This window comes from Pseudomonas sp. HT11, from assembly GCF_044875395.1.
Lineage (GTDB): Bacteria > Pseudomonadota > Gammaproteobacteria > Pseudomonadales > Pseudomonadaceae > Aquipseudomonas.
On the sequence record NZ_CP173217.1, the window covers coordinates 3513764 to 3531734 of the forward strand.

At 58.9% G+C, this 17971-nt stretch carries 19 protein-coding genes and 1 pseudogene; 11 read left to right on the forward strand and 9 right to left on the reverse strand.

Annotation, left to right across the window (positions count from 1 at the left end; genetic code table 11):
• Positions 1 to 80: 80 nt before the first annotated feature.
• From ABWL43_RS16195 to ABWL43_RS16220, 6 genes are all read left to right on the forward strand, one after another.
• On the forward strand, positions 81 to 533 hold the full coding sequence (locus ABWL43_RS16195) for a hypothetical protein (RefSeq protein ID WP_145165698.1): 453 nt from the start codon (positions 81 to 83) through the stop codon (positions 531 to 533).
• The gene (locus tag ABWL43_RS16200) at positions 530 to 1093 is read left to right on the forward strand and encodes an adhesin (protein WP_404483101.1); all 564 of its coding nucleotides are present in this window, start codon (positions 530 to 532) and stop codon (positions 1091 to 1093) included. The genes ABWL43_RS16195 and ABWL43_RS16200 overlap by 4 nt, the downstream gene beginning before the upstream one ends.
• A 66-nt stretch (positions 1094 to 1159) precedes the next feature.
• Positions 1160 to 1855, forward strand: coding sequence for a heme utilization protein (locus tag ABWL43_RS16205; RefSeq protein WP_145165700.1), 696 nt, complete (start codon positions 1160 to 1162; stop codon positions 1853 to 1855).
• A gap of 62 nt (positions 1856 to 1917) precedes the next feature.
• Positions 1918 to 2595, forward strand: coding sequence for a C39 family peptidase (locus tag ABWL43_RS16210; RefSeq protein WP_145165701.1), 678 nt, complete (start codon positions 1918 to 1920; stop codon positions 2593 to 2595).
• A gap of 37 nt (positions 2596 to 2632) precedes the next feature.
• The gene (locus ABWL43_RS16215) at positions 2633 to 3382 is read left to right on the forward strand and encodes a hypothetical protein (RefSeq protein ID WP_145165702.1); all 750 of its coding nucleotides are present in this window, start codon (positions 2633 to 2635) and stop codon (positions 3380 to 3382) included.
• A 49-nt stretch (positions 3383 to 3431) separates the two neighbouring features.
• Entirely contained in the window at positions 3432 to 4742 is a 1311-nt protein-coding gene (locus tag ABWL43_RS16220; RefSeq protein ID WP_145165703.1) for a transporter, read from the forward strand.
• 61 nt (positions 4743 to 4803) lie between these two features.
• Here ABWL43_RS16220 and ABWL43_RS16225 read toward each other — a convergent pair whose 3' ends face one another.
• Together ABWL43_RS16225 and ABWL43_RS16230 are read right to left on the reverse strand one after the other, a co-directional pair.
• Positions 4804 to 6129 carry a sigma 54-interacting transcriptional regulator gene (locus tag ABWL43_RS16225; RefSeq protein ID WP_404483102.1) on the reverse strand — a complete coding sequence of 442 codons (1326 nt, stop codon included), beginning with the start codon at positions 6127 to 6129 and terminating at the stop codon, positions 4804 to 4806.
• A gap of 2 nt (positions 6130 to 6131) precedes the next feature.
• A complete protein-coding gene (locus ABWL43_RS16230) occupies positions 6132 to 6371 on the reverse strand; it encodes a hypothetical protein (RefSeq protein WP_404483103.1) in 240 nt (79 codons plus the stop codon).
• Positions 6372 to 6472: 101 nt separating this feature from the next.
• On the opposite strand from ABWL43_RS16230, the gene ABWL43_RS16235 reads away from it, so the two are divergent.
• Positions 6473 to 6733, forward strand: a complete 261-nt coding sequence (locus ABWL43_RS16235) for a hypothetical protein (RefSeq protein ID WP_106579746.1) — start codon at positions 6473 to 6475, stop codon at positions 6731 to 6733.
• 85 nt (positions 6734 to 6818) lie between these two features.
• Here the strand turns inward: ABWL43_RS16235 and ABWL43_RS16240 are convergent, their stop codons facing one another.
• The 3 genes from ABWL43_RS16240 to gnd are packed head-to-tail and all read right to left on the reverse strand — an operon-like array spanning position 6819 to position 10143.
• On the reverse strand, positions 6819 to 7643 hold the full coding sequence (locus ABWL43_RS16240) for an HAD family hydrolase (RefSeq protein WP_262206108.1): 825 nt from the start codon (positions 7641 to 7643) through the stop codon (positions 6819 to 6821).
• Positions 7640 to 9163 carry a glucose-6-phosphate dehydrogenase gene (gene zwf / locus ABWL43_RS16245; RefSeq protein WP_369303290.1) on the reverse strand — a complete coding sequence of 508 codons (1524 nt, stop codon included), beginning with the start codon at positions 9161 to 9163 and terminating at the stop codon, positions 7640 to 7642. Before zwf ends, ABWL43_RS16240 begins: the two co-directional genes overlap by 4 nt.
• The gene (gnd, locus tag ABWL43_RS16250) at positions 9160 to 10143 is read right to left on the reverse strand and encodes a phosphogluconate dehydrogenase (NAD(+)-dependent, decarboxylating) (RefSeq protein WP_065906492.1); all 984 of its coding nucleotides are present in this window, start codon (positions 10141 to 10143) and stop codon (positions 9160 to 9162) included. Before gnd ends, zwf begins: the two co-directional genes overlap by 4 nt.
• A gap of 268 nt (positions 10144 to 10411) precedes the next feature.
• Between gnd and ABWL43_RS16255 the strand changes: the two genes are divergently transcribed.
• The 4 genes from ABWL43_RS16255 (at position 10412) to ABWL43_RS16270 (ending at position 15212) form a co-directional block, all read left to right on the forward strand.
• Entirely contained in the window at positions 10412 to 10588 is a 177-nt protein-coding gene (locus ABWL43_RS16255; protein WP_404483104.1) for a DUF6026 family protein, read from the forward strand.
• Between the two features lie 151 nt (positions 10589 to 10739).
• Positions 10740 to 12482, forward strand: a complete 1743-nt coding sequence (locus ABWL43_RS16260; RefSeq protein ID WP_404483105.1) for a phosphoethanolamine transferase CptA — start codon at positions 10740 to 10742, stop codon at positions 12480 to 12482.
• A 127-nt stretch (positions 12483 to 12609) separates the two neighbouring features.
• Positions 12610 to 14847, forward strand: coding sequence for a TonB-dependent siderophore receptor (locus tag ABWL43_RS16265; protein ID WP_404483106.1), 2238 nt, complete (start codon positions 12610 to 12612; stop codon positions 14845 to 14847).
• A gap of 143 nt (positions 14848 to 14990) precedes the next feature.
• Entirely contained in the window at positions 14991 to 15212 is a 222-nt protein-coding gene (locus tag ABWL43_RS16270) for a hypothetical protein (protein ID WP_145165709.1), read from the forward strand.
• Positions 15213 to 15313: 101 nt separating this feature from the next.
• Here the strand turns inward: ABWL43_RS16270 and ABWL43_RS16275 are convergent.
• The 4 genes and pseudogenes from ABWL43_RS16275 to ABWL43_RS16290 form a co-directional block, all read right to left on the reverse strand.
• Positions 15314 to 15509 (reverse strand): annotated as a pseudogene (locus ABWL43_RS16275) (GNAT family N-acetyltransferase); the annotation flags it as partial.
• Between the two features lie 104 nt (positions 15510 to 15613).
• The gene (gene zapE / locus ABWL43_RS16280; protein WP_404483107.1) at positions 15614 to 16720 is read right to left on the reverse strand and encodes a cell division protein ZapE; all 1107 of its coding nucleotides are present in this window, start codon (positions 16718 to 16720) and stop codon (positions 15614 to 15616) included.
• A gap of 15 nt (positions 16721 to 16735) precedes the next feature.
• Positions 16736 to 17071, reverse strand: coding sequence for a nuclear transport factor 2 family protein (locus tag ABWL43_RS16285; protein WP_404483108.1), 336 nt, complete (start codon positions 17069 to 17071; stop codon positions 16736 to 16738).
• 51 nt (positions 17072 to 17122) lie between these two features.
• Positions 17123 to 17839 (reverse strand): helix-turn-helix transcriptional regulator, encoded by a 717-nt coding sequence (locus ABWL43_RS16290; RefSeq protein ID WP_404483109.1) that lies wholly within the window; start codon positions 17837 to 17839, stop codon positions 17123 to 17125.
• Positions 17840 to 17971: the final 132 nt, after the last annotated feature.

Consider the following 17971-nt stretch of genomic DNA (forward strand, 5'->3'; position numbering starts at 1 on the left):
ACAAATAAAAAGCGGCACGCGTTCTGCTCTCTCCCTTACAGCGCTGTTTAGGGTCAGCGCTAAGAATAAGGAACACTGCCGTGGACACACACACTTCAGGCTCACTGAGCCTCCTGCTGATCAGCTGCGTATTGAGTGCCGGCGCAAGCCTTCCAGTGCTCGCGGCAGGTGATGGCGTGATCGTGATTGAGCGCCAGGTTCAACCGTATGTCATCGGCCGCTCACGCGGCGTCGACCCCTACCCCAACACCGTCAATGCCAACCCGTCAGCGCAAGTGCTGCGCGCCTCCACCAATGAACTCAGCGACAACGACATTGGGCGCATCAGCAGCGGCTCAAGCATTACTCGCAGCATCATGCCCAACGGCGACATCACTGGTTTGAACACGATTGGCAGCGGTCCAGGCCTGGGCGCCAGCAGCGCGGCCGGCCACAGTGGCGGCGGCATTTCGGGCACGGTCAACGGTGCGATATCCAGCGGCCTCGCCCCGCTGAACAACATCAGCGGCATGGTCGGGGGGGCGATGAAATGAATCGCACCTGGATGCTACTGGCGGCGCTCGGTTGCACAGCGGCGATGGCCGACAGCAACAACAACGCCAACATCGATAACTCGGGCACGCAGTACAACGGCGTGGTCTCGATCAACCAGGCTGCGGGCGATCAGCAACAGTTGAGCAACAACGTCGCGATCGCTGTGGGCCACAACGCCCAGGCAACGGTGACCGTCACGCAAAAAATCAGCGGCGCTGCGGCCGACCGCGCGCTGAACGCCAGGACGACGATCCAGGGCAACGCTTTCAGCAATGGCAACGGTGCACTGAGCGTCAATCAGTCGGCCGGGGCCCAGAACCAGATGATCAATGCCGTGCGAATCAGCGTCAGCGCTGGCCCGCAGAGCATCGACGACAGCGTCATGTCGCAACAGAACGTTGCGCTTGCAACCGACTCAGGATTGACCTCTACCACTGGCAGCCGCCAGGTCGTGACCAGCGACCAGGCCTTCACCGGCAGCCGTGGAGTGGTTCAGGTCAACCAGAGCGCCGGGGTGGGGAACCGAGTGGCTAACACCCTGAATTTACGACTCAACTGATGGAGCTGAGTCGGTAGCTGGAACGTACCAACACTTAACCAACTAATAGAAGCAAGGAGATACACCATGAAAACTACAATGGCCCTCAAACCACTGGCTTTCGCTCTCGCTGCGCTCATGGCTGTTGCTGCTCAAGCGGGTCAACCCAACCATCATCCACAGTCTGCGCCAACGACCGCAGCGGCGACCACCCAAGACGGTCAAAGCAACCACGGCAACGTGGTGCTCAATGACAAAACCAAGAACAACGCTTCGGCAAATGACTCCTACAACAACATCAGCGGCGTGGCCAACGGCAACGTGCTGAGCGGCGACAACAACCAAGGCAAAAACGATGTCGCCATCGTATCCGGCGACGCCGACTTCGTATTCGCCAGCACCGGTACCGCACAGTCGAACACCGGCAACCTGGTGATCAACAGCGGCACCAAAAACAACGCATCCCTCAACGACAGCGGTAACCACGCTTCGGGCGTGATTCAACTGAACGCCGCATCGGGCACCTCCAACCAGGGCAGCAGCAGTGTTGCAATCGCCTCGGGTAATGGCGACAGCGGCGCCGCAACCGTCGCCGGCGTGCAGGACGTGTCGGGTAACCTGACCCAGAACCTGAGCAGCGGCCACGGCTGGAGCAGCAAACCGGTGGTCAACAACGCCAGCGTGAACAACTCGATGAACTTCAGCTCCGGCGTGTCGAACTCCAACGTTCTGTCGGGCAGCAACAACCAAGGTCAGAACAACGTCGCAATCACTCGCTTCTGATGCAGACAGGGCCTTGGCAACAAGGCCCTTTTTATTTCCAGTGTCCAACAGGTCCTACGATCATGCGCTTTGGAGCCCTCCTTCTGCTGCTGGCACTCACCGGCCCGACCTGGGCGGCGCAAATGGCCGTGGTCATGCCTAACGGCGCGGTGGTCTACAAGAAGGTCGAGAGCATCCGCGAGCGCAAGTTCGCCAACCTGGTGGAACAGAAAACCGACTTCAGCTGCGGCGCGGCCGCACTGGCGACCATCCTGCGCCAAGCCTATTGGATGGACGTGGATGAAGACCACGTCATCAAGGGCATGCTGGTCAACGCCGACCAGAACCTCGTGCGCACCCAGGGCTTTTCGATGCTGGACATGAAGCGCTACCTGGAAAGCATCCACATGCGCGCCAAGGGCTACCGGATCACCCCGCAAGTACTGATCACCGTGAAAGTGCCGGTGGTGGTGTTGCTGGATATTCGTGGCTACAAGCATTTCGTGGTGTTGCAACGGGCCGACAACGACTGGGTGTACATCGGCGACCCCGTGCTGGGTAACAAGCGCTATGCCAAAGACGATTTCGTCAAAGGCTGGAACGGCATTGTGTTCGCGGTTATCGGCGAGGGCTACGACAAGGCCAACGCCCTGCTCACGCCGCCCAACCCACTGACCGCCAAGAGCCAACTGAACGAATTCAGCCCCGTACGCGACAGTGAATTGATGGACTTCGGTTTTATCCAGAGCGACTTCTTCTAGAAGCGCAATAAGGAGCAGGATGCTCCAGGAGCACACGATGAACACTCGAAGCTGGCTGACGGTCATGTGCCTGGCAGCCTCAGTACCTGCCTATGCTTCCTCGGCGTTCAAGCCGATCGAACTCAAGGACTCGGAAATGGCCGAGCTGCGTGGGCGTTATGTCATGCCGGGGCGGATTATCAGCTTCGGGATCGTCATGAGCAGCACCTGGACCAATGCCGCCGGTGCAACCGTTACCGGCACGGCCAATATGCAGGTCAGCTCAGCCACCGTGACCCCTCAGTTTTACGTGCAGGTGACCGGCAATGATGGCACCGGCGTCACCCAGCAACCACAAGGCACTGGCACGGTCATCGGCGGCGCAGGCCTGGGCACCGGCCAGGGCGTGACGCAAAGCGTGCGCGCAGCGGGCGACGGCAACACCGCCAGCAACGGCGTGGACATCAACGTCACCCAAAACGGCCTGGCGCCTGCCAACTACGTGCAATCAGGACAAGCGCTGATGGCTGGCCAGCCGATCACAGGCGGCACCGCTGCCGGCCAGGTGACGGTCACGGCCAATAACGGCGGGCTGCAAATGGCGCTTCAGGCCAGTAACAACCAGGGCAATGCGGTGCAGCAAATCGGCGGCGGCAACGTCCTGCAAGGCACGGTCATCCAAGGCAACAGCAACTTTGTGAACAACATGACCCAACTCAATGTGGTGCTGGGCAACAACGGTCTGAACAACCTCACGCAAAACCTTAATCTTGATCAACTCAAAGGCCTACGCCCCTCCGGATATTGAACTACGCTGAGCCACGACACTTACGCATTAGAAAGGGACGGCTTATTTCATGCATCGATCGTTATCGTTACGTGCCGTGGTTTGCTTGAGTACGCTCTTGCCTGCATCAATGCTATACGCCGCGCCGGATGCCGACATTGAGACCTTGAAGCAGGAACTGCTGGAACTCAAACAACGCTATGAAGTGCAGCAAAAAGCACTGGCCGTACTGGAACAACGCGTACGGCAGGTAGAAGACCAACCCGCAACTCCCGCCCCCAAACGCTTGGCCAAATCCCCCGCCGACTTCCAGAAAGGCGGCACCACCGTGGCCGGTCATACGCCTGGCACAGGTGCGGCGGCAGCCTCGGGTGGCGCCGGCGGCGGCAGTTCCTACGGGCAAAGCCTCAAGGACGACTCGGCCCCGGCGCAAAGCGTGAGCAACCTGTACAACGAAGCCAGCGGCTTTTTCGGTAACGGCAAGTTCAGCTTCGAAACCGGCCTTACCTATGCCCGCTACGATGCTCGCCAGCTCTCCCTCAACGGCTTTTTGGCCCTGGACTCGATCTTCCTGGGCAACATTAACCTGGACCGAATCAAATCCGACAGTTGGACCCTGGACCTGACCGGGCGCTACAACCTGGACAATCGCTGGCAGTTCGACTTGAACGTGCCGGTGGTGTACCGCGAGTCGACTTATCAGTCGGGCGGTGCCAACGGCGACTCCAACGCCACGTCCGAAGCCTCGGTGACCCGAGACCCGACCATCGGCGATGTCAACTTCGGCATTGCTTACAAGTTCCTGGATGAAAGCGCCAACCTGCCGGATGCAGTGGTGTCAGTGCGCGTCAAGGCCCCGACCGGCCAGGAGCCCTACGGCATCAAGCTGATCGAGCAAGCCAATAACAATAACCTTGCCGTGCCGGAAAGCCTGCCGACGGGCAACGGTGTGTGGTCGGTAACGCCAGGCATCTCCCTGGTGAAAACCTTCGATCCGGCGGTGCTGTTCGGCTCGCTGTCGTATACGCATAACTTCGAAGAGTCATTCGGCGATATCAGCCCTAACGTCAACCAGAAAGTCCCCGGCAAAATCAGCCTGGGCGACAGCTTCCAACTTGGCCTGGGGGTCGCCTTCGCCCTCAACGAGAAAATGAGCATGTCGTTTTCCGTGTCGGACCTGGTGCAGCGCAAAAGCAAGATCAAACAAAACGGCCAGGACTGGCAGTCGGTGGTGTCCAGCGATGCCAACGCCGGTTATTTCAACGTGGGCATGACCATTGCCGCCTCGGAAAACCTGACCATCGTGCCGAACCTGTCGATCGGGATGACGGACGATGCGCCGGACTTTACGTTCAGCTTGAAATTCCCGTACTACTTTTAAGCCGCGCAAGGAAAAGCCCCGCAACGATAAGGGTCGTTGCGGGGCTTTCGTTTTACCCGCCCTAGCGGATCTGGTGTTTGTGCAGCAATCGGTAGAACGTCGGCCGGGAAACCCCCAGCACCCGGGCTGCGACACTCAGGTTGTCGCTGTGCCGATTGAGCACATCGCACAGCGCCTGGCGTTCGGCGCGGTGCTTGTAATCTTCAAGTGTAGCCATCGGTGGCGCAATTGCCTGCTCGCCCAGCAAACCCAGGTCCGCCGCTTCGATCTGTCGCCCTTCGGCCAGCACCAGGCCGCGGCGCACGCGATTGGCCAACTCGCGCACGTTGCCCGGCCAAGGGTGTTGCCCCATGGCTACCAGTGCATCCTCGCTGAAGCTGCGCGGGCGGCGCCCGGTTTCCTGACTGTAGAAGCGTGAAAAGTGGTTGGCCAGCATCGCTACATCGCCGTGGCGCTCACGCAAGGGCGCGGTGACCACCTGCAGCACATTCAGGCGGTAATACAGGTCTTCACGAAAGGTGCCCTTCTCAACCGCGGTTTCCAGGTCGACGTGGGTTGCCGCCAATACCCTTACGTCCACGGGGATGGGTTGGCTGCCGCCGACACGTTCGATTTGCTTCTCTTGCAAAAAGCGCAAGAGGTTGGCCTGCAGCTCCATCGGCAAATCACCGATTTCATCCAGAAACAGCGTGCCTCCATGAGCGGCCTCGATGCGTCCGACCTTGCGCTGATGCGCGCCGGTAAACGCACCTTTTTCATGGCCGAAGAGTTCGGACTGAATCAGGTGTTCGGGAATTGCACCGCAGTTGATGGCCACAAACGGCTTGGCGTGGCGCTGGGACTTGCGGTGCAAGGTCTTGGCCACCAGCTCTTTACCGGTGCCGCTGTCACCGCGAATCAACACCGGCGATTCTGTCGGTGCCAGCTTGGCCAAAAGCTTGCGCAGTTCACGAATCGGCCGGCTGTCACCCAGCAATTCATGCTCGGGCTCATCTATCAGCGTGTGGCCCTTGCCACGCAGGCGGGCCATGCCGAACGCACGCCCCAGCGTGACCTGCACGCGCGCTACGTCAAACGGCAAGGTGTGGAAGTCGAAAAACCACTCGCAGACGAAATCTCCGACATTTTGCAGGCGCAAAACGTCCTGGCTAAGCACCGCGATCCACTCGGTACCGCTGCGGCTGATCAACTCCTTGACCGCTTCCGGGCGCTCAAGGTGATAGGGCTGCAAGCGCAGCAGGCCAACATCGCAAGACCGATCGCCGACGACTCCAAGGGCGCAGCTGTCCACTTCCCATCCGGCGGTGCGCAGACCGGGCAGCAGTCCGTGGCAGTCATCACACGGATCGACCACAAGCAGACGACGCTGGACAGGTGTAACAACCATGACTATTCCTTGGCGCCAATATTCTTAAAGTTATTTAGAAACAAAGGTTTGTGAGGCCTGGCGCTAACACTAGCAAGGTATTGACGCGCGCCTTGTACCATTTCGCTATAAGTGTTGGCAGAAAGCCACTGCTGGAGGTTTCCAAATAAAAAATCGCCGCGCACAGAGACGTTCATTGAGCTTTCAAAACAGCCGCTTACCTGACGTTGATCACGGAAAGTTAAAATTTCTTGCTCTAGCATGTGACCCGTACCCCGCCGTCGAGCATCAGTACAAGTAACTCGCCGTCTGGCTCGCCCAACCGACGGCACTCACTTGAATGGGCATTAGAGAGAAGACTCACATGAACGCCCCGCTCCGCATCAACGAAGCTCTTTTGATCGCAGACCGTGCTTTTCAGCCCTTTCAGTGCGTGGCCTGGCACGATGGCAATGGCGCACTCAGCCTGAGCGTCATCGACCGCACCAACACGCGTATTGGCAGCAAACAGCTGTCCTCGAGCGCCTATACCGACCCGGCTCAGTTGGAAGATTTGTTGTTACAGGCTCGCGCCGAACTCGACAAAGATGGTTATAAGTTGCAGTCCTGGGCAATGCCCAAGTAAGACAACACAGCAACTTCCGATCATTGCCCTCGTGTAAAAACAATGATCGGAAGTTCAGTCCATCCGCGTTGGCCAGTGACGGCGCTTATCGCGCCGCCAGAATAAACCGCTCTAACGCTTGTGCAGCACCATCCTCGACATTGCTGCCGGTGACGACGCTGGCCTGACGTTTGACGGCCTCTTCTGCCTGGCCCATGGCAATCGACAAACCGGCGACGTGAAACATCGCCGGGTCGTTGCCACCGTCGCCAATGGCTGCCGTCTGCTCAAGCGGTACACCCAGGTGCGCAGCCAGGGCTTTCAAGGCATCACCCTTGTTGGCCTGCATCGCTGTTACGTCCAGGTAAATCGGTTGCGAGCGCGACACATGGGCCAGCCCCTGAACCTTGGGCTGCAACTGCGCTTCCAGCTCGATCAGCAACTCAGCATTGCGACTGGCCGCGACAATCTTGTCGACCCGATCCAGGTACGGCTCAAAACTCTCCACGACCAGTGGCCCATACCCCAGGCCAGCGGCTTCAACCGCCACCATCGGCCCGGGCGGATCACGCCGCAGCCATTCGCCATCGGCAAACAGCCAGACTTCGACGCCCGGCTGCCCGGAGAACAGCGCCAACGTGACCAGCGCCGCCTCCGCCGGCAGATGGTGGGCCAGCAGCACGCTGCCATCGGGGTTGATCAACGTGCCGCCGTTAAAGCCTGCCACCGGCACATCGATGCCGAACGTTTCGATCATCTGCATCATGGCCTTGGGCGGCCGCCCGCTGGCCAGGCTGAAGAACACGCCGGCGTCGCGCATGGCGCGCACTGTATCAATGGTGCGCTGACTGGGCGTGTGGTCGGGACGCAGCAGCGTCCCGTCCATATCGCTCAGGACAAATCGGATGGGATGGATCGCGGCATCATTCATCCCAGGCTATGCCAGGTACGGCCATCGCGGGCCAGCAAGGCATCGGCCGCTGCCGGACCATCTTCACCGGCCTTATAGGCCTGGATGCCATCGTCCTCTTTCCAGGCGTCAAGGAACGGCTGCACCGCACGCCAGCCGTTCTCGATGTTGTCAGCGCGCTGGAACAGGGTCTGGTCACCGGTCATGCAGTCGTAGATCAGGGTTTCGTAACCCGTCGACGGCTGCATCTCGAAAAAGTCCTTGTAGTCAAAACCCAATTCGATATTGGCCATCTCCAGGGTTGGCCCAGGCTTTTTGGCCAGCAGGTCGAACCACATGCCTTCATTGGGCTGGATCTGGATTTTAAGGTAGGTGGGCTTGAGCTCATCCACTTCGGTATCGCGGAACTGCGCATACGGCGCGTGCTTGAAGCAGATCACGATTTCGGTGTCGCGAATGCTCATGCGCTTGCCGGTGCGCAAGTAGAACGGCACACCGACCCAGCGCCAGTTGTCGATCATCACCTTGAGGGCAACGAACGTCTCGGTGCTGCTGTCGGGCGCGACGTTGGCTTCTTCGCGGTAGCCGGGAAGCGCCTTGCCGGCGATCTCGCCAGCGGTGTACTGGCCGCGTACCGAGTTGGCCCGCGCGTCTTCCAACGACCAGGGCCGGATGGCGCCGACGACCTTGGCCTTTTCACCACGCACCGCATCGGCACCAAACGCCGCCGGCGGCTCCATGGCTACCATTGCGAGCAACTGGAACAGGTGGTTGGGCACCATGTCGCGCAGGGTGCCGGTTTTTTCGAAGAAATTTCCGCGGGTTTCCACGCCGACGGTCTCGGCCGCAGTGATTTGCACGTGGTCGATGTAATGGTTGTTCCAGAACGCTTCAAACAGCACGTTGGAGAAACGGCTGATCAGAATGTTCTGCACCGTTTCCTTGCCTAGGTAATGGTCGATGCGGTAGATCTGCTTCTCGCTCATCACCTTGAGCAGGCACGCGTTCAGCGCTTCGGCGGTGGCGAGGTCGGAACCGAAGGGTTTTTCGATCACCACACGACGGAAGCCATCGTCGGTTTCATTAAGCAAGCCGGCGCTGCCCAGGCGCTGCACCACTTCACTGAAGAAGCGCGGCGCAGTCGCCAGGTAGAACACCGCATTACCGGTGCCGCTGTCAGCGATCTTCTTGCCGATGTCGGCGTAGGTGCTGTCGTCGAGGAAATCGCCCTCGACGTAGCTGATGCCCTTGGCCAACTGAGCCCACAACTCTGGGTCGAGGGCGTTTTCGGCATTGCCCTTGACCTTGCTTGCGGCCTCGGTGCGGATGAAGTCCTCGAGTTTCTTGGCGAAGTCGGCATCACTGATGGCGTTGTGATCAACGCCCACAATGCGCAGGCCTTCGCCCAGCAGCCCGTCACGACTCAGGTTGTACAGCGCCGGCATGAGCAGGCGCTTGACCAGGTCGCCATGGGCGCCAAACAGAAAGAGTGTGGTGGGCGGAGCAGGTTCGGCCTTGGGTTTCTTGCCGTTGGCGGTCATTTTTTGGAAGTCTCCACATGGCCGCCAAAGCCGAAGCGCATGGCAGACAGCATTTTGTCACCGTAGGTGCTCTGCTGACGGGAACGGAAGCGAGCGAACAACGAGGTGGACAGCACCGGTACCGGCACCGCTTGCTCCATGGCCGCTTCGATGGTCCAGCGGCCTTCGCCACTGTCGGCCACGGAACCTGAGTAGCCGTCGAGCTTTGGATCGGTGGCCAGGGCGTCGGCGGTCAGGTCCAGCAACCAGGACGAGACCACGCTGCCACGGCGCCAGACTTCGGCGATGTCGGCGACGTTGAGATCAAAGCGCTGATCTTCCGGCAGGTTTTCCGAGTTTTTGGTCTTGAGGATGTCGAAGCCTTCGGCGAAGGCCTGCATCATTCCGTACTCGATGCCGTTGTGAATCATCTTCACAAAGTGCCCGGAGCCCGCTGGACCCGCATGGATATAGCCATGCTCGGCACGGCTGTCAGCCGAGGCGGAACGGTCCTTGGTGCGAGGGATATTGCCCAGGCCCGGGGCCAGGCTGGCGAAGATCGGGTCGAGGCGCTGTACAGTCTCGGCGTCGCCACCGATCATCATGCAGTAGCCACGCTCCAGGCCCCAGACGCCGCCGGAGGTGCCGACGTCGACATAGTGCAGGCCTTTTTCCGACAGGGCTTTAGCGCGACGTACGTCGTCTTTATAGTTGGTGTTGCCGCCGTCGATGATCACGTCACCGTCTTCAAGCAGCTCACTGAGTTCATTGATGGTGTTTTCGGTCGGGTCGCCTGCAGGCAGCATGACCCAGATGGCGCGAGGCTTTTGCAGCCCTGCTACCAAGGCCTTCAAGTCGGCAACGCCTGTGGCGCCCTCCTCGCTCAAGCCTTTGACGAATGCTTCGTTACGGTCGTATACAACGGTGGTATGCCCATTGAGCATCAGGCGCCGCGCAATGTTACCGCCCATGCGGCCTAGTCCGATAATCCCCAGTTGCATGTGCTGATGCTCCTAACTGCTAAATAAATGTGTGACATAGTTTATAGCGCAATGAGGCTAATGAGGGTTAGTCCAGAGCGGATCCTTGTAGTTTCATGACAAAAAAAGGCCATCGTTTCAGCATCACGGCCGCAAAAGTCACAGCGACCATCAAAAATAAAAAAGTTCCATTGATTCAAAAAAGAATTCAGAATCGCTGCGACTGTTGCCGAGGACCTCGATCAAGCGTTCCGGCACCGCGATCTACCGGCTATTTGCGAGGTAAGCAATGAGCACAGCACAGACGATGCGCCCGCCACAGACCCTCTATGTCACCGTCCGTCGCGACGAACTGCGCCAGTTGAAAGACGAGCGCGATCAGCTGCAGCAGGAAGTCCTGCGCTTGCGCTCACACCTTCAGGCGCAAATCAATCAAACGTCCGGGCCTCAGCCCGCACTTTGCTGAACGTGGGCTGAACGAAGCGTTCAGGAATAACTCACGAAGTTTTCACATCCTCCTCCCGATACTCCCGCCGAATAGGGCCACCCACATGCGGTAGCCCTCTGCTGCGCGTATTCCTGCGCGGCAACTGGCAATTATCGGGTTGGAGCGCTGGATGGCGATGTTCAAACGCAGCACGAAGTCTGCGAAAGGCTTTGATTGGGCCGGCCTTGGCTGGTTGTTTCTGTTTTTCTGGTATTTCTCGGGTATTACCCAACTGCTGATCCAGCTGACCGGCACTTCCGGCTTCAGCGGATTTCGCCAAGCCTTCTTCCTGAGTGCGTTCTGGCTCGCGCCCATGCTGCTGTTCCCGCGCCGTACGCGCCTGCTCGCCGCCTTGATCGGCGTTGTGCTGTGGGCCTGCTCCATGGCCAGCCTGGGTTATTTCTTCATTTACCAGCAGGAATTTTCCCAAAGCGTCATCTTCATCATGTTCGAGTCGAACATCTCTGAAGCCGGCGAATACGCCACTCAATATTTTGCCTGGTGGATCGTGCTGGCGTTCATTGCCCACACTGCCCTGGCGATCTTCCTGTGGACCCGCCTGCGCCCGGTTTACCTGCCGCGCGGCCAGTCGATTCTCGCGGCCACCGCGATTGTCCTAGCGGTGGTCGGTTATCCGTTGGTGAAACAGATTGCAACCAACCCCACCATGGAACTGGCCATCGATGGCTTCGAGTCGCGGGTAGAGCCTGCCGTGCCTTGGCAGATGATCGTCGCCTATCGCCGCTACACCGAGCAGCTGAACAGCATGCAAGGCATGCTCACGAGTGCCAGCCAGATCCCGCCCTTGAAGAACCTCAAGGACAGCATGGCCGGCCAGCCGTCGACCCTGGTCCTGGTAATCGGTGAGTCCACCAACCGCCAGCGCATGAGCCTTTACGGCTACCCGCGCAATACCACGCCGGAACTGGACAAGCTGCGCGACCAACTGGCGGTCTTCGATAACGTCATCACGCCGCGCCCCTATACGATTGAAGCGCTGCAACAGGTGCTGACCTTTGCCGACGAAGAAAACCCTGACCTGTACCTCAAGACACCGTCGATTGTCAGCGTGATGAAACAGGCTGGCTACAAAACCTACTGGATCACCAACCAGCAGACGATGACCAAGCGCAACACCATGCTCACGACCTTTTCCGAACAGGCCGACGAGCAGGTGTACCTCAATAACAACCGCAACCAGAACGCCCGCCAGTACGACGGCGACGTGCTGGCACCGTTCGCCAAGGCCCTGGCCGACCCTACCGAGCGCAAGTTCATCGTGGTGCACCTGCTGGGCACCCACATGAGCTACCAGTACCGTTATCCGCCGACCTTTGACAAATTCACCGATCGTCAGGGCGTACCGCCAGGCATCAGCGACCAACAGTTGCCGACCTACAACAGCTACGACAACGCGGTGCTTTACAACGACTTCGTGGTGTCGAGCCTGATCAAGGACTACGCCAAGACCGACCCCAACGGCTTCCTGCTGTACCTGTCGGACCACGGCGAAGACGTATTCGACTCGGCCGGCCACGGCACGCTGGGGCGCAACGAAGGCAAGCCGACGGCACCGATGTACACCATTCCGTTCATGGCGTACGCCTCGCCGAAGTGGCGCGAAACCCACGACTGGAGTTTCGCCACCGACCTGCAACGCCCTTACAGCAGCTCGCAACTGATTCACACCTGGGCGGACATGGCCGGGCTGAGCTTTGATGAATGGGACCGCAGCAAAAGCCTGGTCAATGACAGCTTCAAGGCGCGCCCGCGGATGATTGGCGACCCGTATATAGGCCAGAAAAAAGGCCTTATCGATTTCAGCTTGATCAAGCCGAAGAAGGTCGATGCCGCCGAAGTGGTGGTCAAGTAGTCACCGGCGTTGTAACACAAAGATAACAATCATTCTCGTTTGAGCCTAAAGTTCCCCCGCTCCTTTCGTCTTTGAACCATGCCTTCCCTTTCCGGGTGGCATCGAAGACGACAAGGAGTCTGCTGCGATGTTCGCGCCTTTTACCCGTTCCATGACCCTCACCTTTGGCCTGTTCGGCGCCGTTGCAAGCCCGGAGCTGATGGCTGATACCGACCCCGAACACCTGCCGGCCAAAGCCTACGAACTGGGTGCGACCAGCATTACCGCCGAAGGCCTGGGCACCACCACCGAGCACACCGGGGCTTACACCACCGGCTCGATGAGCACCGCCACCAAGCTGAACCTGTCCATCAAGGAAACCCCGCAATCCATTTCGGTGATCAGCCGCCAGCAGATGGATGACTTCAATCTCAATACCCTCACCGATGCCTTGCGCCAGACCACCGGCGTTACGGTGCAGCACCTGGATTCGGACCGGGCGAGTTACTCTTCCCGCGGCTACTCGATCAGTAACTTCCAGATCGACGGCATGCTCAATACCTTTGGCCGCATGAAGTCCGACGCCGATACCATCATCTACGACCGCATCGAGGTTGTGCGCGGCGCCACCGGCCTGACGACCGGGGCGGGCGACCCTTCTGCCACCGTGAACATGATCCGCAAGCGCCCCACCACAGAGTGGCAAGCCAAAACCGGCGTCAGCGGTGCCAGCCATGACAACTACTACAGCTATATCGATGTAGGCGGTCCACTGGCGTTTGACGGGCGACTGCGTGGCCGCACCGTGCTGGCGTACCGTGACAGCCAGTCCTTTCGCGACAGCTATGCGATGCAACGGGAAGTGGGCTACGGCATCCTCGAAGCCGACCTGACGGACAACACCTTTGTCGCCGTGGGTTTGGACTACCAGAACAAGCATGTGCAGGGCAGCTCCTGGGGCACCCTGCCCTATTGGAACAGCGATGGCAGCAAGGCTCGGCTATCGCGCTCCGCCAACCTGGCGACCGACTGGAGCTCCTGGCCGCTTAAAGACAAAACCACCTTTGCCTCCATCGAGCATAAGCTGTCTGCAGACTGGCACCTGAAAGCTGCCTACACCCATCGCCAAAGCGACACGGACGGCAAGGTGTATTACGGCGGCGCCGGCTTTCCCAATCCGGATGGCAGCGGCATGACGGCCTGGACCAACCAGATGGTCGGCACATCGAAAATGGACGTGGTGGATTTGAATATCGCCGGTTCTTATTCGCTGCTGGGGCGCGAGCATGAATTGATGGTTGGGTACGGCGAATCCGAACAGCGCGATACGGCGCCTTTTCAGCGCGTCAATAATCCCCAGGGCTACACGGACATCAAAGATTGGCGACACATGAGTGGCATCGCCAAGTTCCCGGACCGCACCACTGGCCTCAAGGGCGAGCACAGCAGCCGAAAACAGAAGGCGGGTTACCTCGCCACACGCCTGAGCCTGACCGACCGGCTGCATGCCGTATTGGGCAGCCGCTATGGCAGTTGGGAAATCGAAAGCGTCTCACCTGAATACAACACCGATAACCAACTGACCCAATCCACTAAAACCCGCCAGACCCACAACGATATGTGGACGCCTTACGCTGGCCTGCTTTACGACCTCACACCCGAATACACCGTGTACGCCAGCTACACCGATATTTTCAACCCGCAAACCGCGCGGGATTCCAGCAAGAAGTATTTGGAGCCGGTGGTGGGCAGCAACTATGAAATAGGCCTCAAAGGCAGCCTGTTGAACGAACGCCTGAACCTGGCGACGGCGTATTTCTGGAGCACCCAGGATAACGTGGCCGAACTGGACAACAACGCCGCGCCGGACCCGATCAGCCGCGAGCAGTTCTACACCGCCAGCGGCAAAGGCAACAAGGTGCAGGGCTTTGAAGTTGAGGTGTCAGGTGAAGTCATGCCGGACTGGAATCTGTCTGCGGGCTATACCTATACCCACTCGACGAATGGTGACAAGCAGCGCAACAACACCAACCTGCCGCTCAATCTGCTGAAAGTCTCGACGGCCTATCGCCTGCCGGGTGAGTGGCGCGGGTTGACGGTGGGCGGCGCGGTAAATTGGCAGAGCGATTTTTACGATTTCGCTGACCGACCAACAGGCGGCCGCGACGAGAACGGCTACCTGAACACCGAGAGCACCAAAATCACCCAACAGGCCTACACCGTGGTCAACCTGATGTCGCGCTACCAATTTGACGAACATGTTTCAGCGTCGCTTAACATTAACAATCTATTTGATAAAAAGTATTACGAACGTGTCGGCTTTTATAATGGTGTGTATTGGGGCGACCCGCGATCCGTCACGCTTGCGCTGGACTGGAGGCTTTAAATCGCTGACCCGAAGTTAACAAAATCGTTAACTTTGGGGCCCCAAGCCGTTAATTCCCACTTAATAAGATCGCCCCACAATCGCCCCATGAATCTGATCACGGACGAGGCGGATACCGATCACACTTAATGGGGATACCTCTTATGAAACTTTCGACCTTGATGCTTGCCAGCCTGATGACCCTGACTTCCGTAGCAGCCTTCGCAGAAGGCGGTTCAGAGCGCTCGAAGGAGTTCTATAACAACTTCACCTTCATGCAACAGAAGACTCATGGCACCACTGACCAAACAGCGATTGCCGATGGCAAGAATGTAAAGACCCACACGGTTGAACAATCCAGTGAAGAGCCGCAACCCAACAGCTGATTTAATACTTAGTTAATCCGCATTGCCCTGTGCCATCCCGCTCCGTTGGCAAAGGTTAACTTGGCGCCATTTAATGGCGCCTTTTTTTTGCACGTTATTTATCAAAGCGCTTTGTTCCACAACAGCCTGCGCCCCTGTGCCGGATCAAAGATCCGATTCATCAAAACCAAACTTGCGATACGCCGCCTGTGCCACGTCATTACCCTCGAGCACTTCAAGGATGATCTTGCAGCAACCACGCTGCCGGGCGATTTCCCTGACCTTTTGCAGCATTTTCTGACTCAGGCCCAGGCGTCGGCGTGCACCGCATTGGTGTAGCTGGCTTGCAGCACCAGCGTGTCTGGGATGTCCATTTGCTTCCTCGATGATGCTCCGTGCGCGAAAAGACTCCGAAAAGACTCCTAGGTCCCGAAGCGCTGCAGTTGCATCTCCTGCAAGCGACTGAGCGTGCGGCGGAACGGAAACGCCAGGTAGCCTTCGGTGTAGAGGCTTTCCAGCGGCACCTGGGCTTCGATGTACAAGGGCACCTTGCGGTCATAGCACTCGTCCACCAGGGCGATAAAACGTCGCACACTGTCATCGTGCACCGACAACTGCGGCAGCTCGCGGTCACCGGCCACCACACGTTGGGCCGCGTCTTCGGTACCACGGGCGATTCGGGCCGGGCGTTGTTGTGCGTTCAAGCAGGGGACGTCGCCCAACAGGATGGCCGTGAAGCGATCACACAGCAGCATGAAGTCCATGGCGGCCAGCGGCCGCTCGCACAGCTCGGCGTAACGACACCAGAGCACCGTGTCGCAGGATTGCACCGCCACAATCGAGCGCAAGCCGACACTGATTGGCCCGCTGCGCACCGCCTGCCCTGCGCTCAATTGCTTGAACAGCGTCGCGAGCGCATCCGGCTGGTTCACCCAGTAGCGCTGCAGCCCCACGCCAGGATGCAAACGATGATCTTCGCCACCGTCTACCGCTACCACCTGCATGTGCTGTTTGATCGCCTCGATGCCTGGCACAAACCGCTCGCGGTTGAAGCCGTCGGCGTAGAGCTGATCGGGCGGCTGATTGGACGTGCTGACCATCACCACGCCCTGATCAAACATGACCTGGAACAAACGGCCGAGAATGATTGCATCGCCAATGTCATTGACGAACAGTTCGTCAAAACACAGCACGCGTACTTGCTGACTCAGCTCGCGGGCCAACGCCTGCAGAGGGTCCTGGATACCCGTGAGTTGAAACAGACGCTGATGCACCCACCCCATGAAATGATGAAAATGCTGGCGGCGTGCTGGCACCCGCAAGCTTTGATAGAACTGGTCCATCAACCAGGTCTTGCCCCGCCCCACCGGCCCCCATAGGTAAACACCGGTCACTGGCGAAAGGCCCTGGTGCAGGGCTTCGTGGCAGTGTTGCAGGGCTTCAACCGCCCGGCGCTGGGCCTCGTCTGGCACGAAACCGGGCTGGGTGGTGGCGTATTGATAAGCGGCGAGAGGCGAGTCGAAAGTCATGCGCGCCAGTATGACTTACACAGAGATATCCAGCCGCGAAATCTTGCCCTGCTCGTTCAGTCGAAAGGTGTAGCGCAGCTCCAGCGGGCTGCCGGGGAAATTACCGGAAACCACATTGCTGACCAACACTTTGCCGGTGCGATGCTGCACGTTCAGCACTTCAACCCGAGGCTGATAACGACGCCCGGTGTCTTCCATCCAGCGCGCAATCGCGGCGGTGCCGACTTGATGCTCACCCTCATCAAACACATTGGCATCGTCGGCAAAACACTCGGCAATGGTTGAGGTGTTGCGAGTATTGGTCGCGGCGATGTAGGCCACAATCGCGGGTGCCAACTCAGGAATGGACATGGCGCAGCTCCTTTTTAATGATTTATGACGCCATGCTAAGCCAGGGTTGTGTCAGTTTTTGTCAGGAGTAAACGGCGCGGACTCGTTCTGCTCCATCAGCTTGCGCCAGGCTCGCAACAGGTCACTGCGTCGGCCAGGGTAGCGATTACCCTGAGCTTCGGCTGCGGCCACTCGGTCAGTGCGAAAGGTGCGATAAGCGCCGCGCAACTCGCACCACGCCACAATCACGCGCACGTCATTGAGAAAACCCAGGGCCAGCGGCCAGATCAGGCGCTGGCTCTGGGTTTGGCTGGCGTCGGCGTAATCGATTTGCAGCTTGGCCTGGTTGCGGATCGCCTCGCGAAACACGTTCAGCGGCACGCGATTTTCCGGGTAACCGAACCCCGGAGGGCCGGGCAACAGCGTGGGGTTGCGCAATGCTTCCTGGGCAGCGGGATCAAGCACATCGGCGATTTTCGCCAACGCATTAGCCGCGGCGCGGCTCAGCACGTCGTCGCCACGTTGATCGACATAACGCAGGCCCAGCACGATCGCTTCGGTTTCCTCGGCGTTCAGCATTAATGGCGGCAGAAACAGCCCGCTGCGCAACACGTACCCTACTCCGGCCTCGCCAAAAATCGGTGCCCCCAGCGCTGTCAATTCAGCGATATCGCGATACAGCGTGCGCTCGGACACCTCCAGTTGCGCCGCCAGTACGGCGGCCGTCACCGGGCGTTTCTTGCCCCGCAGGGCCTGCAACAAGGTCAGCAATCGTGTGGTACGCGACACGTCAAACCCACCGAGAAAGGAACAAGTACCGAAGCTTAACAGAGCCTCCTGTCAGAAAACGTCAGCAGTAAAAAAGCCCCTTGACCGAATAAATTACGAGGATCATATTAAATACATGTTTCAAGACATGTA